The sequence below is a fragment of the Frateuria soli genome (genome assembly GCF_021117385.1).
GTDB lineage: Bacteria > Pseudomonadota > Gammaproteobacteria > Xanthomonadales > Rhodanobacteraceae > Frateuria_A > Frateuria_A soli.
Genome location: NZ_CP088252.1, coordinates 57,650 through 82,095, shown reverse-complemented (window position 1 = coordinate 82,095; position 24,446 = coordinate 57,650). Strand labels below are relative to the sequence as shown.

Genomic DNA, 24,446 nt, shown 5'->3' with positions numbered 1-24,446 from the left:
TCCTGCAGGAGCCCGCTTGCGCGGCGATGCTTTTGGCCAGGACATCAAAAGAGCATCGCCCGCAAGCGGGCTCCTACGAAGAGCGGGTGGTGTGGGCATGTCAGCAGGCCTCCGGCGTGACGCGGTAGCGCTCCGCGTCGCCCTGCTTGAAGGTCAGGCCCAGCCCAGGCGCGTCCGCATCGACCACCAGCGCGCCGTTGCGCAATTCGGGCAGGCCGTCGAAGAACATCGATTCGATGCGCGCGTGGTCGTGGAAGAACTCCATGTGCTGCAGGTGCCCCACCGCGCTGCACACGTGCGCGTGCAGGTGCGGCGCGCAATGCGCGGACACCGGTATGCCGAAGCCGTGCGCGAGCGCGGCCGCGTGCAGGAAGCCGGTGAAGCCGCCGCAACGGGTCGCGTCCACCTGCAGCACGTCGACCGCGCCGGCCGCGAGCATGCGGCGGAAGTACCACGCGTCCCAGCCGTATTCGCCGGCGGCGATGTTCATGCCCGCCGGGACGCGGTCGCGCAGCAGGCGCAGGCCTTCCAGGTCATCGGATGACACCGGCTCCTCGAACCAGCCCACGCCCTCGTGCGCGAAGCCTTCGGCCAGGGCCAGCGCCTGTTTGCGGTCGTAGGCGCCATTGCCGTCGACCATCAGCTCGGGCGCGCGGCCGATCGCCTCGCGCGCCGCATGCACGCGCGCCGGGTCGTCGTGCGGGTGCGTGCCGACTTTCATCTTCACCCGCGCCATGCCCTGCCCGACCCAGCCGGCCAATTGCGCCTGCAGGCGGTCGATCGCATAGGAGGTGAACCCGCCACTGCCGTACACCGGCACCGCCTCGCGCGCACGGCCCAGCAGGCGCACCACCGAGGTGCCGTGAAGGCGCGCCTTCAGATCCCACATGGCCGTGTCCACGGCGGCGATGGCCATCAGCCCCATGCCGGGCCGGCCGATGTTGCGCAAGGCGCGGTTCACGGCATGCCACGCGCCAGGGATGTCGTCGGCATCGCGGTTGAGCAGCACGTCGCGCAGCGGATCGGCGACCAACGCCGCCGCGGCGGCGTGGGCGTAGGTCCAGCCCAGCCCCGTGTAGCCGCCGGCCGAAACCCGGGCCAGCACCATCGTGGTGGCGTTCCAGGCGATGGTGCCATCGGCTTCCGGCGCATCGGTGGGGATACGGTAGGCATCCACCTCGACGCGCGCGATGCGGCGCGTTGCGGGAGCGGTCGCGGCGGGGGCTGGCCGCGCGTCGTTCATCGCGGGCTGTGCGGCAGGACGCCGGCCAGTACCTGGCGCAGGCTCTGCTTGATGATGCCGCCCTCGTCGGGGTCGCCCTTGGCCAGCGCGGTCATGTAGTCCTTCGCCTGCTTCCAGGTGATGTGCGGCGGCAGCGGCGGCACGTCCGGGTCGGCGATGATGTCCAGCAGCACCGGGCGATCGGCCGCGAAGGCCTGCTCCCAGGCGGTGCCGAGGTCTTCGGGCCGATCCACGCGGATCGCCTTGAAGCCGAGCAGCTCGGCGTACTTGGCGTAGGAGAACTCCTCCACGTCCTGCGACTGGGAGAACTTCGGGTCGCCGCCCAGCGCGCGCTGCTCCCAGGTGACCTGGTTGAGGTCGTCGTTGTGCAGCACCATCACCACGAAGCAGGGGTTGGACCACTGCTTCCAGTACTGCTTGACGGTGATCAGCTCGGCGTTGCCGTTCATCTGCATCGCGCCGTCGCCGACGATCGCCAGCACCGGCCGTTCCGGATAGGCGAACTTGGCCGCGATGGCGTAGGGCATGCCGCTGCCCATGGTGGCGAGCTTGCCGGAGAGCGAGGCCATCATGCCCTTGCGGATCTTCACGTCGCGCGCGTACCAGTTGGTATGCGAGCCGCAATCGCCGCAGATGATGGTGTTGTCCGGCAGGCGCGGGGAGAGCTCCCAGAAGATCCGCTGCGGGTTGATCGGATCGGCCGGCTCCATCGCCTTGGCTTCCAGGTCGCGCCACCACTTGCGCACGTTCAGCTCGATCCGCTCGCGCCAGTCGGGGTTCTCCTTCGGGCGCAAGAGCGGCAGCAGGCGTTCGAGCACCTGCGCGCTGTCGCCGATCAGGTTCACTTCGGTCGGATAGCGCATCGACACGTTGCGCGGGTCAATGTCGATCTGCACCGCGCGCGCCTGGCCCTCCTCGGGCAGGAACTCGGAGTAGGGGAACGTGGTGCCGACCATCAGCAGGGTGTCGCAGTCGTTCATCATGTCCCAGCTCGGCTTGGTGCCGAGCAGGCCGATCGAGCCGGTGACGAACGGCAGGTCGTCCGGCAGCGCGGCCTTGCCGAGCAGGGCCTTGGCGACGCCCGCATCGAGCCGGTCGGCCACCGCGATCACCTGGTCGCCGGCATGCATGGCGCCGGCGCCGATCAGGATCGCCACCTTGCGGCCGTCGTTGAGCACCTCGGCCGCGCGCTCGATGTCCGCGTCGCCCGGCACCGGACAGGGGTTGGCGTAGCCCACGCCGGTGTAGATGTCGTTGTGCTTGCGCGGCGGGTGCCTGACCGCCGGCAGTTCCTGGATGTCGTTGGGCACGATCACGCAGGTGACGGTGCGACGTGCGGCGGCGATGCGGATCGCGCGGTCCATCACCTGGCGCACCTGCACCGGCGAGAGCACCGTCTCGACGTAGCCGCACACATCCTGGAACAGCACCTGCAGGTCCACCTCCTGCTGGTAGTCGCTGCCGATCGCGCTGCGCGCGGACTGGCCGACGATCGCCAGCACCGGCATGTGGTCCATCTGCGCGTCGTACAGGCCGTTCAGCAAATGGATCGCGCCGGGGCCGGAGGTGGCCATGCACACGCCGATCTCGCCGGTGAACTTGGCATGCGCGCCGGCCATGAAGGCGGCCATTTCCTCGTGGCGCACGCGCACGTAATCGAAGCGTTCCGCCGCGCGACCCATCGCGCCCATGATCCCGTTGATGCCGTCGCCCGGGAATCCGAAGATGCGCCGGATGCCCCAGTCGGTGAGGCGCTGCAGGATGAAATCGCCGACGGTTTCGCTCATGGGTGCTGGCTCCTTGCGGGCGCGCGGCGCCGCGGATCGGGCGCAAGGGCTCTCCTCGCGCGGGGAGCGCGTGCCTGTCAGAGCTCGAGGGGATCTGGCAAGGAACGGCGGAACGGAGAACGTCTACGCCGACACGCACTGGGGATCGGACCGCACTACCTTGCCGCGCGCACGGTCATGCGCGGGTGAAAGAGGCGCGATGCGAACGCTACGAGCAGCGCAGGTTCCTGCGACGACAGCGCCGGCAAGGGCCCACTCGTGGGCGATGCTCTTTTCGCGGCGCCGGCAGCAGAGCGTCGCCCACGAGTGGGCTGCTACACAAGGAGCGCCAAGGGAGCGCCGGTACGAAGGGGCGCCGGCTCAGTCGCCGTCCATCTCGTCCTCGAAGCGCAGGTGCTTGACGCTGCGCCCGTTGCGCCTGACCAGCTTGAGCGCCTCGACGCCGACGCGGATGTGCGCCTCCACGTACTTCTCGGTGACGCTGCGGTCGCTGGCCTCGGTCTTGACGCCCTCGGGGATCATTGGCTGGTCGGATACCAGCAGCAACGCTCCGCAGGGAATCTTGTTGGCGAAGCCGGCCGCGAAGATCGTCGCCGTCTCCATGTCCACCGCCATGCAGCGGGTGCGGCGCAGGTAGTCCTTGAACGCCTCGTCGTGTTCCCACACGCGCCGGTTGGTGGTGTAGACGGTGCCGGTCCAGTAGTCGTGGCCGAGGTCGCGGATCATGGTGGAGACCGCGCGCTGCAGCTGGAACGCCGGCAGCGCCGGGACCTCCGGCAGCAGATAATCGCCGGACGTGCCCTCGCCGCGGATCGCGGCGATCGGCAACACCATGTCGCCGAGCTGGTTCTTCTTCTTGAGTCCGCCGCACTTGCCCAGGAACAGCGCGGCCTTCGGCCGCACCGCGCTCAGCAGGTCCATCACCGTGGCGGCATTGGGGCTGCCCATGCCGAAGTTGATCAGGGTGATGCCATCGGCGGTGGCATTGGGCATGGGCCGGTCGCGTCCCTGCACCTGGACGCCGTGCCACTGGGCGAACAGGTCCACGTACAGGCCGAAATTGGTCAGCAGGATGTGCTGGCCGAACTGCTCCAGCGGCGTGCCGGTATAGCGCGGCAGCCAGTTGGAGACGATCGCTTGCTTGTCCTTCATGGGATATCCCGGGAAAACGCACCGCGGCCGCGGCGCGCGCGCCGGCGACGCCACGCCGGCAGGGACCATTTCTCGAGTCCCCGCCATTCTACGGGGAGCCGACCGCAGCCGTCACTCAAGCCGCTCCCGGCGCATGCCGATAACCCCGGAAACCGCGCAGTCGGAACCACGTCACAGCATTGACGCGCATGTTATGGTCAGCGCGTCATTGAACAGGGGGATGACACGATGAGGATGGGCTTGGCGATCGACGCATCCTGCGATCTGCCGCAGGCGTTCCTCGAGGAACACAACATCGCGGTGATGCCGATCATCGTGAAGCTCGACGGCAGCGTGTTCAAGGACGACCGCGACCAGCAGGAGATCGAGCGCTTCCTCTACATGAAGCTGGCCGGCACCCACGCCGCCGAAACCGAGCCGTGCTCGGTCGAGGATGTGCAGCGGCTGTTCCTGGACAAGCTGGTGCTGGAGCAGGATTGCGTGTTCTGCCTGACCATCACCGCCACGCGCAGCCCGATCCACGAGCACGTGCTCAAGGCGAGCTTCGCGATCCTGAAGAACTACCGCGAGGTGCGCGAGCGCGCCGGCGTGCCCGGCCCGTTCCTGATGCGCGTGGTCGACACGCGCAACGTGTTCGCCGGCGAAGGCCCGGCGGTGTTCGAGGCGACACGGCTGATCCGGGCCGGCGAGGCACCGCCGGCGATCCGCGAGCGACTGGGCCTGATTGCCAACCACACCTACGCCTACATGCTGCCGCGCGACCTGCACCACCTGCGCAGCCGCACCCGCAAGCGCGGCGACCGCAGCGTCAGCCTGTTCAGCGCGGTGGTCGGTACGGCGCTGGACATCAAGCCGCTGCTGCGCTGCTTCCGCGGCGAAACCGGCCCGGTCGGCAAGGTGCGCGGTTTCGAGCACGGCGCCCAGATGCTGTTCGGCTACGCCGCCCGGCGCGTGCGCGGGGGGCTGATGGTTCCGGTGGTGTGCGTCAGCTACGGCGGCAACCTGGCCGACCTGGTCAAGCTGCCCGGCTACGAGGAGCTGCGCCAGGCCTGCGAGGAAACCGGGGTGACCCTGCTGGAAGCGCCGATGAGCATCACCGGCATGGTCAACGTGGGCGAAGGGGCGGTGACGCTGGGTTTCGCCGCCGAGGAACACGAGCCCGACTTCTAGCGCCGTTGTGCTCCCTGTCCCGTGGCGGGAGAGGGGCCGCACTCGCGGGAACTCCGCTCCGGCGCGTCCGCACCCTCCGTTTCCCGGGCTGCCGCGGGGCGGGTTCTGCCGCCCGGTTCACCCGCCCCGCCCTACAATCACCCCATGCGCCGACCGACTCTCCCCGTCCTGCTGGGCTTCGGCCTGCTCGCCGCCGCGCCGGCGTGGAGCGGCGGCAACGCGGCCGCCACCACCATCTACGAGTGCACCACCACCGACGGCCGGGTGATCTACCAGGACACCCCGTGCGGCGCCGGCCAGCAGCAGCGCACGATGCAGGTCGCCGATGCCCCCGCGGCGCCGCCACCGGCCGCCCCGCCCGCCCCCACCCCGCCACCGGAGCCCGCCGCCCCGCCCCCGGCGCGCGGTCCTTCCTTGCCGCTGCCGGTGATGTACGCCTGCGTGCGCGCCACCGACGGCAAGACCTACCTGAGCGACAACGGCGACCCGCCGCCCTACCAGGCGCCCTATGGCGTGCTGGGCGTCGGGCAGCAACCCCTGTCGGAGGTCTACGGCCCCGATCGGGGTGCGGCCGGCATGTCCGCGCCGGAGGCCAATCGCGGGCGCGTCACCTCCGGCCTGGTCGCGAACAACTATGTATGGGTGCAGGACCAGTGCCGCGAGCTGGACGCCGCGGAAACCTGCCAGGCCCTGCGCGACGCCTACGAAGAAAACGAGCACGAGCTCCGCAACGCCTTCAAGAGCCAGCGCCCGCCGCTGGAGAGGCGCGAGGCGCAGTTGCAGGCGCAACTGGCCAACTGCGGCGACTGACCGCTCTCCGCAGGAGCCCACTTGTGGGCGATAGCTCCTGTTTCCATTCCGGTAGCCGCAGCATCGCCCACAAGTGGGCTCCTGCCGACGGGCGGGCCCCTAGAAACCGAAGCTCAGGAAGCCGCCGTCCACCGCCAGCACCTGGCCGGTGATGTAGCCGGCCGCCGGCAGGCACAGGAAGGCCACCGCCGCGGCCACTTCCTCCGGTTCGCCGATGCGCTTGAGCGGCGTGCGCTCGAGCACTTCTTCCAGATAGTCGGCATCGGCCAGCGCCGGCTCCGAGCGTTGCGTGCGGATGTACCAGGGCGCCACGGCGTTGACGCGGATGCCGTCCACCGCCCACTCCACCGCCAGGTTGCGGGTCAGCTGGTGCAGCGCGGCCTTGCTCATGCCGTAGGGCGAGCCGGTGCGCACGTGCACCACGCCGGAAACGGAGCCCACGTTCACGATGGCCGCATTGCCGTGTTCGACCAGATGCGGATGGGCCAGGCGGCACATCTCGAAGGCGCTGAACAGGTTCTGCTCGAAGATCGCGCGGTAGCCGGCGCTGTCGTAGGCCAGCGTCGCGTCGGGCGCGTTGCCGCCGGCGTTGTTGACCAGCAGCGAGACCGGCGCGTCGAGGTCGGCGATCCAGTCGAATACCGCCAGCCGCTCCTCGTCCTCGGTCAGGTCCGCGGCGAAAGCGAGCACCTCGCGCCCGGGCAGGTCCTCGGCAAGTTCGGCACGCACCTGTTCCAGGTGCACGTCGTCGCGGGCCACCAGCAGCAGGTCCGCACCCAGCCCGCCGAGCTCGCGCGCGACCGCCTGGCCGATGCCCTTGCTGGCGCCGGTGATCAGGGCGGTATGGCCGGACAGCTGCCAGGCGTCGGCGCGCAGGTTCATGGACGAGAGCTTAGCCGATGCGCTTGCCGCGATCGCGCGCCGGCGGGACACTGCCAGCCCGCTCGACAAGGGGAACCGCCATGAAGCCATTGCTGCCACTCGCCTGCCTGCTCGCGCTGGCCGGCTGCTCGAACAAGCCGCCCGAACCGCAGGCCACCGCCGCGGCCAGGCGCGTGGCCACGCCCTGGGACGACATGAAAAAGGACGAACAGAAGGCGAAAGACGTGCAGAAGGTGCTCGACGACCAGGCCAGGGCGCAGCAGAAGGCGCTGGACGAGGCCGAGCAGTAACCGGCTTCCCTTGCAGGAGCCCACTTGTGGGCGATGCTCTGGGCCTGTGCCAGAAGAGCATCGCCCACAAGTGGGCTCCTACCCGGGAGCGGGGGCGCTCAGCGCGGCGCGCAGAAGCAGTAGGCGTAGACGTTCGGCCGGCCGGCCCGGGCGTGGCGCAGCAGCTTGAGCTCGGGGGCCAGTTGCGGCAGTTCGGCCAGCCATGAAGGCAGGCGCAGGCCATAACCCCGGGCCGCCTGCACCATCGCGCTCTGGTTCATGCCCACCAGGAACTGCTCGAAGCCGCCCAGTGGCGCCTCGACGTAGTGCACGCGGTAATCCTTGCCCAGCTTCGCCAGTGCCGCGGCCTCGTCGAGCGCGGCATCGAGGCCGCCGAGACGGTCGACCAGGCCGCGCTCGAGCGCCTGGCGGCCGGTCCACACGCGCCCCTGGGCGACCGCGTCGATCGCCTCGAAGGGTTTGCCGCGCGCCCCGGCCACCTTGCCCACGAAATCGCGATAGCCCTTGTTGATGATTGCCTGGATCACCCGGCCCGCCTGCGGGTCGAGCGGCCGGGTGATGTCGAACGCGCCGGCCATCGGGCCGGTGCCCACGCCATCGCTGCGGATGCCGATCTTCTCCAGCGTGCCCGGCACCGCGTAGTACATGCCGAAGATGCCGATCGAGCCGGTGATGGTATTGGGCTCGGCAAAGATGCGATCGGCGTTCATCGCGATCCAGTACCCGCCGCTGGCCGCAACGTTGCCCATCGATACGACCACCGGAATGCCGGCCTTGCGCGTGAGCTCCACTTCGCGACGGATCTGCTCGGCGGCGTAGACCTCGCCGCCGGGCGAGTTGATCCTGAGCACCAGCGCCTTGGTGCGCCGGTCGTGGCGCGCCGCGCGGATCAGCGCCGCGGTCGACTCGCCGCCAACACTGCCCTGCGGCTGCTTGCCCCCGACGATCTCGCCCTCGGCCACCACCACCGCCACGCCCGGGGCGAACAGGCCGTCGTGGCCGAGGTTGGCGACGTAGCGCGGGAGGTCGACCTGGCGGAAGCCCTCCTGCGGCTTGTCGCCAGCCGGCACGCCGGCCTTGCGCATCATCGCGTCGAGTTCGGCGCGGGTGGCGATGCCGTCGACGAGGTGCTGCTCCTGCGCCAGTCGGGCCAGGTCGCCGCCGGTCTGTTCGATGGCCTGCGGCAGGTTGTCGATGTCGGCGCGCAAGGTGGCCGGATCGAGCCGGCGCAGCTTGGCCACTTCCACGATGTACTCGTCCCACAGGCCATCCATCCAGAAGCGGTCGGCCGCCTTGGCGTCGTCCGAGGCGTGGTCGAGGATGTACGGTTCGGCGGCGCTCTTGTAGCGCCCGACGCGGAACAGGTGCACGTCAACGCCGAGCTTGTCGAGCAGGTCCTTGTAGAACAGCCGGTAGTTGGCCAGGCCGGTGATCATCACCCCGCCCTGCGGGTCGAGCAGGATGCGGTCGGCATGCGCGGCCAGGTAGTACTGGCCCTGGTCGAAGTTCACGCCCCACACGATCACCGGCTTGCCGGTGGCGCGGAAACGGTCCAGCGCCGCCCCTACCTCGCGCAGCGTGGCGAAGCCGCCGCCCTTGAGTTCGTCCGGCAGCAGCAGGATGCGGCCGATCCGCTCGTCCCGGCCGGCCGCGTCGATGGCGCCGACCAGGTCGCGCATCTGCACCTGTCTGGGCGGCTCGCCGGAGAGGCTCTCCAGCGCGCGCTGCAACGGCTCGATGCTGTACTGCTCGACCAGCTCCCCCCGGGGCTGCAGCACCAGCACGCTGGAGTCCTTGATGGTGTGCGCCAGGCGGTTGCCGGCCACGCCGCCGACGATGAGCAGCAGCACGACGAACAGCAGCAGGAAGAACACCAGGTTGAGGATCACCAGCCGCACCACGTTGAAGCCGCGGCCGATCACGCAGAGGAAAGCCCAGAATCCGTTCGGGCGGCGCAGGGGCGGCGGGGTGCTCATGGGTGTTGTCGCTGATGCTAGAGATGATCGTTGAGCGTAACCGCTTGCGAACGCACCGTCATGATGTCTTCCGGCGGGGCCTCCCGCCAGCGGTGCCCCCAGGCGCTGCGCCAGAAGCGCGCGAACAGCAGCACTGCCGCCACGCTCAGGCCGGCGATCAGCCCCATCCACATGCCGCGCGCGCCCAGGCCGTGGCGGAACGCCAGCCACCAGCCCACCGGCATGCCCACGCCCCAGTAGGCGAACAGGGTGATCGCCATCGGAACGCGGGTGTCCTTCAGGCCCCTGAGCGCGCCGTTGGAGGCCACCTGGATGCCGTCGGAAAACTGGAACAGGCCGGCCAGCACCAGCAATTGCGCGGCCAGCGCGATCACCGTGGCATTGCCGGTGTAGAGCGAGGCGATCGCGTGCGGCAGGCCCAGCATCAGCCCGGCGGAGAGCAACTGGGTCACCAGCGCCAGTCCGATGCCGCAGAACCCGGCATAGCGCACGCCGCGCGGATCGTTCCGGCCGACCGCGTTGCCCACCCGGACGGTGATCGCCATGGCCACGCCCAGCGGAATCATGAAGAACACCGAGGCGACGTTGATCGCCACCTGGTGGCTGGCCACCACATCCTCGCCCATCGTGCCGATCAGCAGCGCCGTGGCCACGAACAGCCCGGCCTCGGCCAGCAGCGTCACCGCCATGGGCAGGCCTATGTGCAGCAACGCGCCGATCCGCCGCCAGTGCGGCCACTCGAAGCGCTCGAACAGCGCGAGTCCGCGGTAATGGCGATGGCACAACACATAGACGAGGAAACCCAGCATCTCCAGCCACAGCACCAGCGCCGTGGCAATGCCGCAGCCGCGCGCGCCCTGCGGCGGCAGGCCCAGCTTGCCGAACATGAACACGTAGCCCAGCGGCGCCAGGATGGCCAGGCCGCCCAGGCTGAACATCATCGACGGGCGCGTCAGCGAGAGGCCCTCGGACAGCCCGCGCAAGGTGAAATAGCAGGCCAGCGCCGGCGCACCCCAACTGATCGCCTGCAGGAACTCGTCGACGTCGTGGCGCAGGCTGGGCGTCACGCCGATCAGGTTGACCAGCGGGGCGGCATGGCGCACGCCGAACCACAGCAGCAGCCCGAGGACCACCGCCAGCCACAAGGCCTGGCGGAACACGGCGCCCACCTCCGAACGCCGGTTGGCGCCATCGAGCTGTGCCACCGAGGGCGGCACCGCCATCATCACGCCGATGCCACTGACGATCGCCAGCGACCACACGCTGGTGCCCACCGCCACCGCGCCGAGCACGTGCGCGCTGAAATGCCCGGAAAGCAACGCATCGACGACGTTGGTACCGACCGCCGCCAGTTGCGCAAGCACCAGCGGCAGGGCCAGGCGCACAGTGGCGCCGACCTCGTGCACGACGCGCGCGCGGTCGATGGTCTTCATGGGTTCGCATCCAGCCAGGGCAGGCCATTCTAGCCCACCGGACAGGGCTGCCCCGACAGCCGCGCTGTGCCAAGATCGCACGCTTTCACAGGGGCTGCCTGCACGTGAACGAGCTGATCGAAGCCGGCAAACTGCACTGCGCCAACTGCGGCACGCCGCTGGAGGGCGAGTTCTGCCACCACTGCGGCCAGTCCGTGCACAGCGTGCTCAAGCCGGTGCACCACATGCTCGAAGACGGCATGGACATGTTCCTGCACGTGGACGGGCGCATCTTCCACACCGTGCCGCCGCTGTTCACGCGGCCGGGCTTCCTCACGCTGGAGTACTTCGGCGGGCGCCGGCAGCGTTACGTGGCGCCGTTCCGACTGATGTTCGTGCTGTGCCTGCTGGCGTTCTTCGCCTTTCACCTGGCGGTCGACTGGGGCGTGGAGCAGGCGGAATCCAACATGATCCAGGCGCAGCTGGTGACCAGGGCCGACGCGTTCGCCGACGATGACACCGCGAGCGAGGTGCGCAACGACCTGAGGGAGCGCCTGCGCGGACTGGCCACCGCCCGCCACGCCCTGCCCGCCGGCATGACCGGCGCGCTGGAAACCAACGAGCGCACCCTGCGCCGGCTCGCCAACGAGCGACTCGCCGCCCTGGGCGCCGCGCCGCTGCCCGCGGACTTCGGCGCCACCGTTGCGGCCAGGCCCGCCACGACCGGGGCGGAAGGCGCCACGGCCGAGGATAATGAGCGCCCGAAGGTCGACGTATCCTGGTTGCCGGGTTTCGCCAACCAGCGGCTGACCCACCTGGTCGGAAACGTGCTGACGAATGTCCACGATGCCTTCGACCAGGCATCGACGCGGGACAAGCGCCGGGCAGCGCGCGCCCGGATGATCACCGGCGTGTTCAGCCTGCTGCCGCAGGCCATGGTGGTGATGATCCCGGTCTTCGCGCTGCTGCTGAAGCTGTTCTACGTGTTCAAGCGCCGGCTGTACATGGAACATCTGATCGTGGCGCTGCACAGCCACGCCTTCCTGTTCCTTTCCCTGCTGCTGTTCGGCCTGGTCACCCTGCTTGCGGGCTGGCTGGAGCCGCATGCGGCCTGGGCAAGCGCCGGCCTGGGCTATGCCGGCAGCGCCCTGCTGCTGTGGATGCCGGTCTACCTGCTGATCATGCAGAAGCGCATCTACCACCAGGGCTGGCCGATGACCCTGCTCAAGTACTGGTGCATCGGCTGGTGCTATTTCTGGCTGCTGCTGGCGGTAGTGGCCGTCGTGATGCTGCTGGGGGCCGGGCACTGAGGCCGCCGTGCCCTGGGCCCGGCCCGCGCCCGGCGCATCGGGAAAACGGCCGGCGATGGCGGTTGTGCACAGCGTCATTAGCCTGTCAAGGCCGTTTCCGGAAGCATGAGCGACAAGTGAACGGCGTCACATGCTCTCCCGCAAGTCATTGATTCGTCGTTGCTAATTTTGCTGGTTATTTTTTGCCCAGCGCGTGCCCGGAGCCCCCATGACAGGGCTTTGACAGCCCCTCTCCCCGGCCCGTCCACAGACTTATCCACAACTGTTGTGGATAAGCGGGTTTTCCAACCTGCAATAGCCACTTAGGACGAATTCCTAGATTTCGGGGCAGGACGCGGCCGTGCACCGGCAGGGCGCCTCGTGCAAGCCCGTTACACTGGCCCGCCCACGAGGTGCCCATGCCCACCGTCGTCCGCGTCGCCCTGCCGGTTCCACTGGCCCGCCTGTTCGACTACCTGCCGCCCGCCGGTGGCGTGGCGGTCGGCAGCCGGGTGCTGGTGCCGTTCGGACGCAAGAAGCTGGTCGGCGTGGTGGTGGCGAACGGGGTCGAAGCGGCCGTGGCCGGCGCGCGGCTCAAGGCGGTGTCGTCCGTGCTGGACGACGGGCCCCTGCTCGATGCCGAGCTGATGCAGACCCTGGCGTGGGCGGCCGACTACTGGCTGGCGGCGCCGGGCGAGGCCTACGCCAACGCGCTGCCGCTGGCCCTGCGCGAACCGCGGCCACTGCCGGAAACCACCGAACCCTGTTACGCGCTGACCGTCGCCGGGCAGAGTGCGCGCGACGCAGGCAGCCGGCGCGGATCCAGCCGGGCGCTGCTCGATCTGCTCGCCGCCGCGCCGCTCGGGGCCGCCGAACTGGACCTCGCCCTGCCCGGCTGGCGTCCGGCCGCGAAGCGCCTGCTGGAAGCGGGGCTGATCGAACAGCGCGCGCCCGAATCCGCGCCACCGACGCCCGCGCCTGCGCCACCGCCGAGTGCCGAGCAGGAGGCCGCGGTGGCGGCCGTCTCCGGCGCCTTCGGCCGCTTCCAGCCGTTCCTGCTCGATGGCGTCACCGGCAGTGGCAAGACCGAGGTCTACCTGGCGCTGATCGCGCAGGCGCTGGCCGCCGGTCGGCAGGCGCTGCTGCTGGTGCCGGAGATCGGCCTGGCGCCGCAGACCGTGCGCCGGCTGCGCGAGCGCCTGGGCGTACCGGTGGAAGTCATCCATTCGAACCTGGCCGAGGGCGAACGCGCGCGCGCCTGGCTGCGCGCGCGCAATGGCGAGGCGCGCGTCGTGCTGGGCACCCGCTCGGCGGTGTTCACGCCGCTGCCGCAGGCCGGCCTGATCGTGGTCGACGAGGAGCACGACGGCGCCTACAAGCAGCAGGAGGGTTTCCGCTACCACGCGCGCGACCTGGCGCTGGTGCGTGGCCGGGCGCTGGGCGTCCCGGTGCTGCTGGGGTCGGCCACGCCTTCGCTGGAGACGCTCGCCAACGTGGAGGCTGGCCGTTACCGTGCGCTGCACCTGCGCGCACGGCCCGGCGCGGCACGCCCGCCGCAGGTGCAGATCGTGGACATGCGCGCGCAGCGGCTGGACCACGGCCTGTCGCCCGCGTTGCTGGCGGCGGTGGCCGAGGCGGTCGCGCGTGGCGAACAGGCGCTGGTGTTCCGCAACCGCCGCGGCTACGCGCCGGTGTTGCTGTGCCACGCCTGCGGCTGGCATGCCGAATGCCCCCGCTGCGAGCACCCGATGACCCTGCACGCGCAGCGCCGGACGCTGGCGTGCCACCACTGCGACCGGCATGCGGCGGTGCCGCCGGCCTGCCCGGCCTGCGGCAGCCATGAACTCAAGCCCCAGGGCCAGGGCACCGAGCGGCTGGAAGAGGCCCTTGTCGCGCGCTTCCCGGGCGTGCCGGTGCTGCGCATCGACCGCGAGACCACGCGCCGCCGCGATGCGTTCGAACACTTGCTCGATGGCCTTCAGGACGATGCCCCGGCCATCCTGGTCGGCACGCAGATGCTGGCCAAGGGGCACGACCTGCCCAATCTCACGCTGGTCGCCATCGTCGGCGTGGACGAGGGGCTGCACAGCGTCGATTTCCGCGCGGGCGAACGGCTGGCGCAACTGGTGGTGCAGGTGGCCGGGCGCGCCGGGCGCGCGCGCAAGCCCGGCCGGGTCCTGCTGCAGACCCATCATCCGGACCACCCGCTGCTGCGCGGCCTGCTCGCCCAGGGTTACGCCGCGGCCGCACGCGAGCTGCTGGCCGAACGTCGCGAGGCGTTGCTGCCGCCCTGCAGCCACCAGGCACTGCTGCGCGTCGAAGCACACCTGCGTGCGGACGTGGACACCTTTCTCGCCGCGGCACATGCCGCGCTGCCGGACGATCCCGCACTGCGCATCGCGGGCCCCATGCCCGCGCCGATGCCGTTGCGCGCCGGCCGCCATCGCGGGCAATTGCTGGTCGAGGCCGATACCCGCGGGCCGCTGCACGCCGCGCTCCGCCCCTGGCAGCACGCACTGGCCGCGCTGCCGCCGGCGCGCAAGGTGCGCTGGTCGATCGACGTCGATCCGATCGACCTTTACTGACCGGCCCTCGCGCCGTGCAGGAACGCACCCGTGCGCTCCTGCGGGGGCCGCATTCGGATTTCCGCGCCCCCGGTGGGACAATGGGCGGACGCATCCTTGTAAAGGCAAGCCCATGGACGATGGCCCGACGCTTCCCCACGTCGTGATCCTCGGCGGCGGCTTTGGTGGACTGGCCACTGCCCGCGGCCTGGCCGGCGCCCCGGTACGCATCACGCTGGTCGACCGGCGCAACCATCACCTGTTCCAGCCACTGCTCTACCAGGTCGCCACCGCCGGCCTCTCCGCGCCCTCGATCGCCGCGCCGCTGCGTCAGATCCTGCGCAGGCAGGACAACGTGACCGTGTTGCTCGACGAGGCACTGGACGTGGATCTCCAGACGCGCCGCGTGCGCTTTGCCCACGAGACGCTCGACTACGACTTCCTGGTCATCGCCACCGGCGCCACCCACGCCTACTTCGGCCACGACGAATGGGCACGCTGGGCACCCGGCCTGAAGACGCTGGACGACGCCTTCGCGATCCGCCGCCGCGTGCTGCTCGCCTTCGAGCGGGCCGAGCGCGAGGACGATCCGGCCGAACGCCGGGCGTGGCTCAATTTCGTGGTGGTGGGCGGCGGCCCGACCGGCGTGGAGCTGGCCGGCACGCTCGCCGAGATTGCGCGGCACACGCTGCCGCGCGAATTCCGCCGGAGCAATCCGCACAGCGCGCGGGTGGTGCTGGTCGAGGCCGGTCCGCGGTTGCTGGCGGCGTTCGATCCGGAGCTGTCGGCCAAGGCGCAGCGCCAGCTCGAGCGCCTTGGCGTGGAAGTGCGCACCGGCACCGCCGTCACGGCGATCGACGGCGCCGGCGTGCGCCTGGGCGAAGCGCCCATGCCCGCCTATACCGTGCTGTGGGCGGCGGGCGTGGCCGCCTCGCCACTCGGCCGGCGGCTCGATGCCCCGCTGGACCGCGCCGGCCGCGTGCGCGTGGCGAAGGACCTGAGCCTGCCCGCGCACCCGGAGGTGTTCGTGATCGGCGACCTGGCCTGCATCGAGCGCGCCGACGGTTCGCTGGTGCCGGGCGTGGCGCCGGCTGCCAAGCAGATGGGGCATCATGCGGCGCGCAACATCCGCGCGCGCGTCGACGCCGATTCGACGGCGGCTCCGTTCCACTACCGTGACCAGGGTGCGCTCGCCACCATCGGGCGCATGGCTGCGGTGGCACAATTCGGACGGCTGCGGCTGTCCGGTCCGCCGGCGTGGTGGGTCTGGCTGGTCGCCCACGTCTACTTCCTGATCGGCTTCCGCAACCGGCTGGTGGTGCTGCTGGACTGGGCCTGGGCCTACTGGACCTACGCGCGCCACGCCCGCATCGTCACCGGTGCCGACGCGGACGACGTGCCCACCGCCGACGAACGCCCTGACGACTCCCCCTAAGCTCCGGAACCCATCGTGCCTTCCCAACTCGAACAACTGCGCCAGTACACCACCGTGGTCGCCGACACCGGCGACATCGACGCGATCGCCCGCTGGCGGCCGGTCGACGCCACCACCAACCCCTCGCTGCTGCTCAAGGTGGTCACGCGCAGCAACTTCGCGCCGCTGCTGGAGGAGTCGCTCGCCTGGGCGCGCACCAGGAGCCAGTCGCGCGAGCAGCAACTGGTGGATGCCGGCGACCACCTGGCGGTAGCGGTCGGACGCAAGATCCTGGAGCTGGTCCCCGGGCGCGTCTCCACCGAGGTGGACGCACGGCTGTCGTTCGACGCCGACGCCAGCATCGCCAAGGCGGAGCGGCTGATCGGGCTGTACGAGGACGCCGGCATCGGCCGCGACCGCGTGCTGATCAAGCTCGCCTCCACCTGGGAAGGCGTGCGCGCCGCGCGCGAGCTGGAGCGCCGCGGCATCCAGTGCAACATGACCCTGCTGTTCGCCTTCGAACAGGCGGTGGCCAGCGCCGAGGCCGGCGTGTTCCTGATCTCGCCGTTCGTCGGCCGCATCATGGACTGGTACGTGGCCAACACCGGGGTCAAGCAATACGCGCCGGACGAGGACCCGGGCGTGCAGTCGGTACGGCGCATCTACCAGTACTACAAGACCCACGGCTACGACACCGTGGTGATGGGCGCGAGCTTCCGCAACGTGGGACAGATCCAGGCCCTGGCGGGGTGCGATCGCCTGACCATCAGCCCGGAGCTGATGGAGCAGCTCGATGGCTCGGACGATCCGCTGCCGCGGCGCCTGGCCGACGACGGCACCCGCAGCGAACGCCCGCCGGCGATCGACGAGGCGCGCTTCCGCTGGGGCATGAACGAGGATGCGATGGCCAGCGACAAGCTGGCCGAAGGCATCCGCAAGTTCGCGGCGGACCAGCGGCAGCTGGAGAAGCTGCTGGCCGAGCGGCTGTAGGACGACCACCCGCCTGTCCGCTGTTGGGCGATGGTGCGCCACCTCTCCGCTGCAGGAGCCCACTTGTGGGCGATGCGTCTCGCCCTGGCCGCATGAAACGCATCGCCCACAAGTGGGCTCCTGCGAGGTCTCGCCGCCGGTCGCGGTCGCCGCTCTGCAAAAGAAACGGCCCCTTGCGGGGCCGTTGTCGGCTGGCCTGATCGAGCCGCGTCTCAGAACAGCGCGCGCATCTTCTTCATGGCGTTCGCCTCGACCTGGCGGATGCGCTCGGCCGACACGCCGTACTCGTCGGCCAGATCCTGCAAGGTGGCCTTGTCCTCGTTGAGCCAGCGGCGCTGGATGATGTCGCGCGAGCGGTTGTCCAGCTTGGCGAGGGCGCTGGAAAGCGTCTCCAGCTGGTTGTCGGCCTGATCGGCATCGGACACGTTGTCGTACGGGTCCGCGCCGTCGTCCACCAGAAACGCTTCCGGCGCCGGCTTGACGTCGTCGTCCGCATCGGCGGGCGCTTCGAAACCGATGTCGCGGCCGGACAGGCGCGATTCCATCTCGCGCACGGTCGCCTCGGGCACGCCCAGGTCGTGCGCCACCACGCGCACTTCCTCGGCGTTCATCCAGCCCAAGCGCTTCTTGCTCTTGCGCAGGTTGAAGAACAGCTTGCGCTGGGCCTTGGTGGTGGCGACCTTGACGATGCGCCAGTTGCGCAGGATGAATTCGTGCATCTCGGCGCGGATCCAGTGCACCGCGAAACTGACCAGACGCACGCCCTGGTCCGGGTCGAAGCGCTTGACCGCCTTCATCAGGCCGATGTTGCCTTCCTGGATCAGGTCGCCCAGCGGCAGCCCATAGCCCGAATAGCCACGCGCCACGTGGACCACGAAGCGCAGGTGCGACATCACCAGCTTCTTGGCCGAACCCAGGTCGTTTTCGTCGGTGAAGCGGCGCGCCAGCGCCTGCTCCTCGTCGTGGCTGAGCACCGGGATACGGTGCACGGCGGAGATGTAGGCATCCAGGCTGCCAACGACGCTGGGGATCGGCAGGTTGGCGGTCACCAAGGCTTGGGACATGTGGAACCTCCGGCAAGTAAATCGCAGCTTAGCACTCCACTGCTGAGAGTGCTAAAGGGGCGAAAAGTTTCGGCTGCGATATTTAATGTACCGAATCGTACAGCAATGTGGGCGGCATCGCCAGCCCTTGCCACGCGGCCGTCCCGCCATTGTTCATATCCGCGATCTATCGGCCGTGAACGGGGGGTGGCCAGGGCCGGGGGACAAGGCCGATCGAAGCTCACCCCGCGGGGCGGTCGGGCGGCAGTTCCGAACGGGGCGGCAACGACCAGTCCACCGGCGGCTGACCGCGGCTTTCCAGGTAGCGGTTGGCCGCCGAGAAGTGGCCGTTGCCGATGAAACCGCGATGCGCCGACAGCGGCGAAGGGTGGACCGAACTCAGCGCCAGGTGCCGGCTCGGGTCGACCAGCCGCCCCTTGCGCTGCGCGTAGGCGCCCCACAGCAGGAACACCAGGCCCTCGCGCTCGCGGTTCAGCGCCTCGATGGCGGCGTCGGTGAAACCTTCCCAGCCCTTGTTCTGGTGCGCGCCGGCGCGACCCTGCTCGACGGTCAGCACACTGTTGAGCAGCAGCACGCCACGGTCGGCCCAGGGCGTCAGGCAGCCGTGGTCGGGGCGGGGAATGCCCAGGTCGCGCTCGATCTCGGCGAAGATGTTGTTGAGCGACGGCGGCACCGGCACGCCGGGGCGCACCGAGAAGCACAGGCCGTGCGCCTGGCCAGGCCCGTGATAGGGGTCCTGGCCCAGGATCACCACGCGTACCTTGTCGAAGGGCGTGTGGGCGAAGGCATTGAAGATCTCCGGGCCCGGCGGGTAGAGCACCTTGCCGGCGCGCTTCTCGGCGCGCAGGAAATCGGCCAGCGCGCGCATGTCCGGGCGTTCCAGGTAGTCGCCCAGGCGCGCCTTCCAGGACGGCTCCAGGCGGACCCGTTCGGCCTCGACCGTCTCGCTCACGCGCCTTGCGTCCGCTCGCGCAGGTGCCGGGCCACGCGCAGCTGGAACAGGAGCTTGGTGACCAGCAGCTTTTCCTCGACCGGCTTCTCCACCAGGTCGTTGGCACCGGCTTTGAGCAGCGCGGCCTGGTTGGCCGGGTTCTCGTCGCCGGTCATCACCAGCACGGGGAGCTGGCCCTTGCCATAGCCGAAGTGGCTGCGGATGCGCTCGAGCAGGTCGCCGCCGGTGAGCTCGCCCTTCAGGCTGACGTCGGTAAGCACCACATCGGCACCGATCCGGCCTTGCGCGCGGTCGGTTTCCAGCATGGCCAGGGCGTCCTCCACGCTCACCACGTGGCGCACGGTCAGGCCGATCTTCTCGAGCATGCGGCGGGTGGCCAGCGCCACCACGCGGCTGTCCTCGACGTACAGCACCGTGCCCTCGGCGGTCGCTTCCGGCCGCACGTAGCCACGGATGAAGTCGGCCAGTGCCTGGAAGCCGAGCGACTTGTCGAAGTAATCGGTGACGTCGCCCAGCTCGCGCTTGTGCAGGCGTGCGTCGACGTCGCCGGAAACCACCACGATCGGCACGTAGGCCTGGGCCGACTCGCGCACGTGGCGGGCGAGCTCCAGGCCGTCCATGTCGGGCAGGCGCAGGGCAATGGTGATGAAGTCGAACGGACCCTGCTCGATCAGCGCACGCGCCTCGGCACCGCTACCGCAGTCGACCAGCCCGGCTTCCGGCAGTTCGGCCTTGAGCACGCGCGTGATCAACTGGCGCACCACCTTGGAGCCGTCCACCACCAGCACCCGCGGTGCGCTGCCGGCGCGGCTGCCCACCTCTGCATTCATGCCCCACCCATCCACATCGAACCCCGCGTACGCCCCCGCACACCCGGGGGTATCTTGCACCATCGCGCCCCGTACGGGTTGCGAAGGCGGTCACTAAGGCGCCCGGGCGCCTACGCGGTCTTGCGCAACTGCCGGGCGCTGACCAGCCGCGCGCCGATCCAGCCAAGCAGCGCCGACGCCAACGGCACGGCCAGCAGCAGCCACCACGGCAGCGCTCCCAGGCTGAGGCTGCCGCCATAAGCGCGGTCCAGCTCGGCCGCCGGGGCCGCCAGCGCCAGTTCGATCGCGAGCGCCAGCAGGGAGGCCAGCATGCCCCCGAACAAGCCGTACCAGACGCCCGCATACAGATACGGCCGGCGCACGAAGGCGCGGCTGGCACCCAGCAGCATCAGCACGCCGATCTCCTCGCTGCGGCTGGCGATATCCGTGCGGACGGTGTTGCCGACCACCAGCAGCGCCGCCAGCGCCAGCAGCGCCGCCAGCACCAGCACCACGCGGTGGCCGACGCCGAGCAATGCGTCCAGCCGCTGTCGCCACTGGCTGCTGTCCTGCACCAGATCGACCGCCCGCTCGCCGCGCAACGCTTCGACCAGTGCGTCGACCGCGGCGGCGTCGAGCCCGGCCCTGGGCTGCACGACGAGCACCCACGGCAACGGGTTGGCATCGTCCAGTGCGTGCACGGCACCGGAGAAACCCTGCAGGGCCGCCAGTTCGTCCAGTCCCTGCTGCGGCGTCTTGATGGTCACGCCGGCGACGTCGGCGCGGCCACGCAGTTCGCCCGCCAGCAGCTGCGCCTGGGCGCCGGCCTGGTCGGCCTTCAGGAATACGCTGATCGCCGGGTTCTGGCCCAAGGCGCCGCCCATCGACTGCACGTTGGACAGCAGCAGGTAGAACGCCAGCGGCAACGCCAGCGCCAGGCCGAGCACGGCCACGGTCATCAGCGTGCCGAGCGGGCGCCCGCCGAGCCGGCGCAGGCTTGCCGCCGCGCTCCAGCCGTGGTGTTCGCGCCAGCCGGCGAGGCGGCGGGACTGGCTGCGCTCGCTGCGCGGCGCGGCCTTTTCGGGAGCTGCGGTCGCGTTCACAGCACCTCCTCGCCGGGGATGTCGGCCACCAGCCGGCCGTGGTCGAGCACGACCACACGCTTGTGCATGCGCTTGATCAGCGGCAGGTCGTGGCTGGCCACCAGCACGGTGGTGCCGATGTCCTGGAACTCGGCGAACAGGCCCATGATCTCCACCGCCAGCTGCGGGTCGAGGTTGCCGGTCGGCTCGTCGGCGATCAGCACCGCCGGGCGCGCCACGATGGCGCGCGCGATGCCGACACGCTGCTGCTCGCCGGTGGAGAGCGAGTCGGGCAACTGCCGTTCGTAGGACAGCAGGCCGACCTTCTCCAGCGCGGCGCGCACGCGGCGGCTGCGTTCGGCCGGCGCGATCCCGCCGATCAGCAGCGGCAGTTCCACGTTGGCGAACACGGTGCGGTCCATCAGCAGGCGGTGGTCCTGGAACACCATGCCCAGCCGGCGCCGCAGTTTCGGGATGCCGCCGCGGCCGACCTTGGCCAGTGCCTGGCCGTCGACCACGATCTGCCCGTGCGAGGGTCGCTCGATCAGCGCGATCAGCTTGAGCAGGGTGCTCTTGCCGGCGCCGGAATGGCCGGTGACGAAGGCCATCTCGCCGGCCGCCACCTCGAAGGACAGTTGCGAGAGCGCCTCGTGGCCGCCCTCGTAGCGTTTGCTCACCTGGTCGAAGCGGATCACCGCGTGTGGTTCCTTGTCCCGCACCAGCGGCAAAGGATACGGGAATGCCTGGTGCGGTTGGTGCCCGTCGCGCGCGGAAGAAGCCCCGCTTCCTTGAGGATCACCCAGGTTGCCACGGACCAGGCCCCCTCTCCCCGCGGGGAGAGGGTTGGGGTGAGGGGCCACCCTTGCGGCTCGGTTACGTCGAAGCGTGGCTTTGATGGAGCCCATCGCGAGCCCCGGCCCCTCAACCGCCCCTTCGGGGCACCTTCTCCCCGGAGGGGAGAAGGATCAAAGCTCAGTGCCCGGTGAACAAGCGCGTCAGGCGGCGGAAGAAGCCCGGCTTCTTGCCGGTCGACTCCACGCCCGACTGCACCGCCACCTGGCGTGACGGGCGCGTCGGACCGGCGCCACGCTCACGCGGCGGCTTGCGCTCGCCATGCGGCGCGCGATTTTCTGCCGGCGCCTGCGGCTGGGTCTGCGGCGTGGCGGTGTCGCCACCCTCGCGGCGGCGGCCACGGCCGCCACGCCGACGCCGGCGCTTGCGCGCGCCCTCGCCGGCTTCGGCCGCCGGCGCGGTGCCCGGTGCAACCGGAGGAGCGGCCACCGCGCCCGGCTGCGGCTCGGTGGCCACCGCCGGCTCGCCTTCCACGCGCGGCGGACGCGGGGCGCGCGGCGGGCGACCTTCGCGCGAGCCACGCTCGCCACTGCGTCCACCACCACGCGAACCGCCGTGCGCGCCCTTGCGCTCGTCCCCGCGCGGCTCCACGCGGTCGCCGAACTGCTCGCTGTCAGCCGCGGCCTGCGCGGCGAACTGCGGATCGATCTCGCGCGGCCTGGGCATCACCAGCATCTCCGGCTCGACCGTCGCCACCGGGATCTTCTGCCCGATGTAGGTCTCGATCTCCGGCAGGCTCATCGCGTACAGGTCGCAGGCAAAGCTGACCGCATCGCCCTCGGCGCCCAGGCGCGCGGTGCGGCCGATGCGGTGCACGTAGTCCTCGGCGTCCTGCGGCAGGTCGTAATTGAAGACATGGCTGACGGCCGGGATGTGCAGGCCGCGCGCGGCCACGTCGGTGCACACCAGCATGTCCAGCTGGCCGTCCTGGAAGCGCTGCAGCAGCTTCTGGCGCTTCAGCTGCGGCACGTCGCCGGACAGGGCGCCGACGCGGTAGCCCTGGCGCTTGACCCGCTCGGTGATGCGCTCGGCGGCCGCCTTGGTGTTGACGAAGACGATGCTGCGGCTGGGCTTCTCGCGCTCGAGCAGGTTGAGCAGCAGCGGCATCTTCTCTTCCTTGGCCGGGAAGTAGACGACCTGGCGCACCTTGTCGGCAGTGACGTGGTCGGTTTCGACCACCAGCTTTTCCGCCTCGTGCATGTGTTCGTAGGCCAGTTCCAGCACGCGGTGGCTCAGCGTGGCCGAGTAGAGCAGCACCTGGCGCTGCTCGCGCGCCGGCAGGCGGCGGAAGATGAAGCGCACGTCCTTGATGAAGCCAAGGTCGAACATGCGGTCGGCTTCGTCGATCACCATCACTTCGACGCCGTTGAGGCCGAATACCTGCTGCTTGTAGTAGTCGAGCAGGCGGCCGGGGGTGGCGATGATGATGTCGCAGCCGTCCTTGAGCTGCTGGCGCTGCTTGTCGTAGTCCACGCCGCCATAGATCAGCGCGGTCTTCAGGCCGGTGTGCCGGCCGATGTTGCGCGCGTCCTTGTCGATCTGGATGGCCAGCTCGCGGGTCGGCGCGATGATCAGCGCGCGCGGGTCGGAATCCTTGCGCTCGGCCACCGCCGGGTGGATCAGCAGGCGGTTCATCAGCGCCACCAGGAAGGCGCAGGTCTTGCCGGTGCCGGTCTGCGCCTGGCCGGCGACGTCGCGGCCGGTGAGCGCCACCGGCAGGGTCAGTGCCTGGATCGGCGTGCAGCGGGTGAAACCGGCCTCGGCGAGGCCTTGCTGCAGCAGCGGGTGAAGGTCGAAGTTGGTGAAGAAGGTGTCGGTCAGTACGGTTTCGGACATGGGTCACTGAATGGAAGGCGGGCGACGGCAGGGCCGGCCCGGCTCCGCCGCCCGAAGGCGCGGAACGGTTGGATTTGCGGGGCGGGGCGACTTCTCGTGCATCCTGCCAGTCGCCTGTCGGGGACCGGTCCGTGCGCGCAACGTCGCTGATCTCCGCCGGTGGAGGCCTGCGACCGACGGTTCCGCTGGCATAGGCGAGCGGGCTGGCCTGGCGGCCGGCTCGCCTATGACAACGGAACCCTCCGTCGCCGCCCTTGAATCGCTTGAATCGCGACCCGAGTTACGCTGGAATGGAGGCCTGCCGCAATGGCAATCCCGCAGTCTTCCCGTTGGAACCCGCGCAACATGGGCGCCCCAGTGTAGCCGATGCCGGCCGCGCGGTCCTGAAAACCCTTCTTCCACGCAACCATGGAGATCCTGGTGAGCGACCTGATTACCCACGTCAACGACGATGCCTTCCAGAAGGACGTGCTCGAATCCGACACCCCGGTGCTGCTGGATTTCTGGGCCGAATGGTGCGGCCCGTGCAAGGCGATCGCACCGATGCTCGACGAGCTGGCCAAGCAGTACGAGGGCAAGCTGCGCGTCGTCAAGCTCAACATCGACGAGAACCAGAAGACCCCCCGCACCTACGGCGTGCGCGGCATCCCGACCCTGATGGTGTTCAAGCACGGCAAGGTCGAGGCCACGCAGATCGGCGCCGTCAGCAAGGGCCAGCTTTCCCAGATGATCGACAAGGCGCTGTAACGCGCTTTGCCCGCCGCGCGCGCTTTACGGCGCCGCGCGGCGGATGCTAGATTGGCTGTCACGGCCGAAAGGGGCGGTCCGCTTCGCCCCTCCCGCGCGCACCGCGCGACGCTCGTCCTCCCTCC

General features: G+C 70.0%; 20 protein-coding genes. 8 read left to right on the top strand and 12 right to left on the bottom strand.

What is annotated here, in order from left to right:
• Positions 1 to 100 precede the first annotated feature (100 nt).
• The 3 genes from LQ771_RS00355 to LQ771_RS00345 all read right to left on the bottom strand — a co-directional run bounded on the left by LQ771_RS00355 (position 101) and on the right by LQ771_RS00345 (position 4,182).
• Positions 101 to 1,243: an enolase C-terminal domain-like protein gene (locus tag LQ771_RS00355; RefSeq protein WP_231350430.1), complete on the bottom strand. Its 1,143-nt coding sequence runs from the start codon at positions 1,241 to 1,243 to the stop codon at positions 101 to 103.
• The gene (locus LQ771_RS00350) at positions 1,240 to 3,030 is read right to left on the bottom strand and encodes a thiamine pyrophosphate-requiring protein (protein ID WP_231350429.1); all 1,791 of its coding nucleotides are present in this window, start codon (positions 3,028 to 3,030) and stop codon (positions 1,240 to 1,242) included. The genes LQ771_RS00355 and LQ771_RS00350 overlap by 4 nt, the downstream gene beginning before the upstream one ends.
• 360 nt (positions 3,031 to 3,390) lie before the next feature.
• Positions 3,391 to 4,182, bottom strand: a complete 792-nt coding sequence (locus LQ771_RS00345; RefSeq protein ID WP_231350428.1) for an AMP nucleosidase — start codon at positions 4,180 to 4,182, stop codon at positions 3,391 to 3,393.
• A gap of 228 nt (positions 4,183 to 4,410) precedes the next feature.
• Here LQ771_RS00345 and LQ771_RS00340 point away from each other — a divergent pair, with 228 nt between their 5' ends.
• Together LQ771_RS00340 and LQ771_RS00335 are read left to right on the top strand one after the other, a co-directional pair.
• On the top strand, positions 4,411 to 5,352 hold the full coding sequence (locus LQ771_RS00340) for a DegV family protein (RefSeq protein ID WP_231350427.1): 942 nt from the start codon (positions 4,411 to 4,413) through the stop codon (positions 5,350 to 5,352).
• A gap of 144 nt (positions 5,353 to 5,496) precedes the next feature.
• Positions 5,497 to 6,162: a DUF4124 domain-containing protein gene (locus LQ771_RS00335; RefSeq protein ID WP_231350426.1), complete on the top strand. Its 666-nt coding sequence runs from the start codon at positions 5,497 to 5,499 to the stop codon at positions 6,160 to 6,162.
• 99 nt (positions 6,163 to 6,261) lie between these two features.
• Here the strand turns inward: LQ771_RS00335 and LQ771_RS00330 are convergent, their stop codons facing one another.
• The gene (locus LQ771_RS00330) at positions 6,262 to 7,044 is read right to left on the bottom strand and encodes an SDR family oxidoreductase (protein ID WP_231350425.1); all 783 of its coding nucleotides are present in this window, start codon (positions 7,042 to 7,044) and stop codon (positions 6,262 to 6,264) included.
• Between the two features lie 80 nt (positions 7,045 to 7,124).
• Here LQ771_RS00330 and LQ771_RS00325 point away from each other — a divergent pair, with 80 nt between their 5' ends.
• Positions 7,125 to 7,334, top strand: a complete 210-nt coding sequence (locus LQ771_RS00325) for a hypothetical protein (RefSeq protein WP_231350424.1) — start codon at positions 7,125 to 7,127, stop codon at positions 7,332 to 7,334.
• Positions 7,335 to 7,432: 98 nt separating this feature from the next.
• Here the strand turns inward: LQ771_RS00325 and sppA are convergent, their stop codons facing one another.
• A complete protein-coding gene (gene sppA, locus LQ771_RS00320; RefSeq protein WP_231350423.1) occupies positions 7,433 to 9,310 on the bottom strand; it encodes a signal peptide peptidase SppA in 1,878 nt (625 codons plus the stop codon).
• A 17-nt stretch (positions 9,311 to 9,327) separates the two neighbouring features.
• Complete coding sequence (locus tag LQ771_RS00315; protein WP_231350422.1) at positions 9,328 to 10,743, bottom strand: MATE family efflux transporter; 1,416 nt, start codon at positions 10,741 to 10,743, stop codon at positions 9,328 to 9,330.
• A 104-nt stretch (positions 10,744 to 10,847) separates the two neighbouring features.
• On the opposite strand from LQ771_RS00315, the gene LQ771_RS00310 reads away from it, so the two are divergent.
• The 4 genes from LQ771_RS00310 (at position 10,848) to tal (ending at position 16,979) form a co-directional block, all read left to right on the top strand.
• Entirely contained in the window at positions 10,848 to 12,032 is a 1,185-nt protein-coding gene (locus LQ771_RS00310) for a DUF3667 domain-containing protein (protein ID WP_231350421.1), read from the top strand.
• A gap of 398 nt (positions 12,033 to 12,430) precedes the next feature.
• A complete protein-coding gene (locus tag LQ771_RS00305; RefSeq protein ID WP_231350420.1) occupies positions 12,431 to 14,596 on the top strand; it encodes a primosomal protein N' in 2,166 nt (721 codons plus the stop codon).
• A gap of 112 nt (positions 14,597 to 14,708) precedes the next feature.
• Positions 14,709 to 16,010, top strand: coding sequence for an NAD(P)/FAD-dependent oxidoreductase (locus LQ771_RS00300; protein WP_231350419.1), 1,302 nt, complete (start codon positions 14,709 to 14,711; stop codon positions 16,008 to 16,010).
• Between the two features lie 15 nt (positions 16,011 to 16,025).
• Complete coding sequence (gene tal / locus LQ771_RS00295; RefSeq protein WP_231350418.1) at positions 16,026 to 16,979, top strand: transaldolase; 954 nt, start codon at positions 16,026 to 16,028, stop codon at positions 16,977 to 16,979.
• Between the two features lie 212 nt (positions 16,980 to 17,191).
• Here tal and rpoH read toward each other — a convergent pair whose 3' ends face one another.
• The 6 genes from rpoH to LQ771_RS00265 form a co-directional block, all read right to left on the bottom strand.
• Positions 17,192 to 18,043, bottom strand: coding sequence for an RNA polymerase sigma factor RpoH (gene rpoH, locus LQ771_RS00290; protein ID WP_231350417.1), 852 nt, complete (start codon positions 18,041 to 18,043; stop codon positions 17,192 to 17,194).
• A 220-nt stretch (positions 18,044 to 18,263) separates the two neighbouring features.
• Complete coding sequence (ung, locus tag LQ771_RS00285; protein WP_231350416.1) at positions 18,264 to 18,995, bottom strand: uracil-DNA glycosylase; 732 nt, start codon at positions 18,993 to 18,995, stop codon at positions 18,264 to 18,266.
• Positions 18,992 to 19,825, bottom strand: a complete 834-nt coding sequence (locus LQ771_RS00280; protein WP_231350415.1) for a response regulator — start codon at positions 19,823 to 19,825, stop codon at positions 18,992 to 18,994. Before LQ771_RS00280 ends, ung begins: the two co-directional genes overlap by 4 nt.
• 110 nt (positions 19,826 to 19,935) lie before the next feature.
• Positions 19,936 to 20,907: a permease-like cell division protein FtsX gene (ftsX, locus tag LQ771_RS00275; protein ID WP_231350414.1), complete on the bottom strand. Its 972-nt coding sequence runs from the start codon at positions 20,905 to 20,907 to the stop codon at positions 19,936 to 19,938.
• A complete protein-coding gene (gene ftsE, locus LQ771_RS00270; protein WP_209618628.1) occupies positions 20,904 to 21,581 on the bottom strand; it encodes a cell division ATP-binding protein FtsE in 678 nt (225 codons plus the stop codon). The genes ftsX and ftsE overlap by 4 nt, the downstream gene beginning before the upstream one ends.
• Before the next feature lie 277 nt (positions 21,582 to 21,858).
• Positions 21,859 to 23,574, bottom strand: coding sequence for a DEAD/DEAH box helicase (locus LQ771_RS00265; protein WP_231350413.1), 1,716 nt, complete (start codon positions 23,572 to 23,574; stop codon positions 21,859 to 21,861).
• 420 nt (positions 23,575 to 23,994) lie between these two features.
• Between LQ771_RS00265 and trxA the strand changes: the two genes are divergently transcribed.
• Positions 23,995 to 24,321, top strand: a complete 327-nt coding sequence (gene trxA, locus LQ771_RS00260) for a thioredoxin TrxA (RefSeq protein WP_231350412.1) — start codon at positions 23,995 to 23,997, stop codon at positions 24,319 to 24,321.
• Positions 24,322 to 24,446 lie beyond the last annotated feature (125 nt).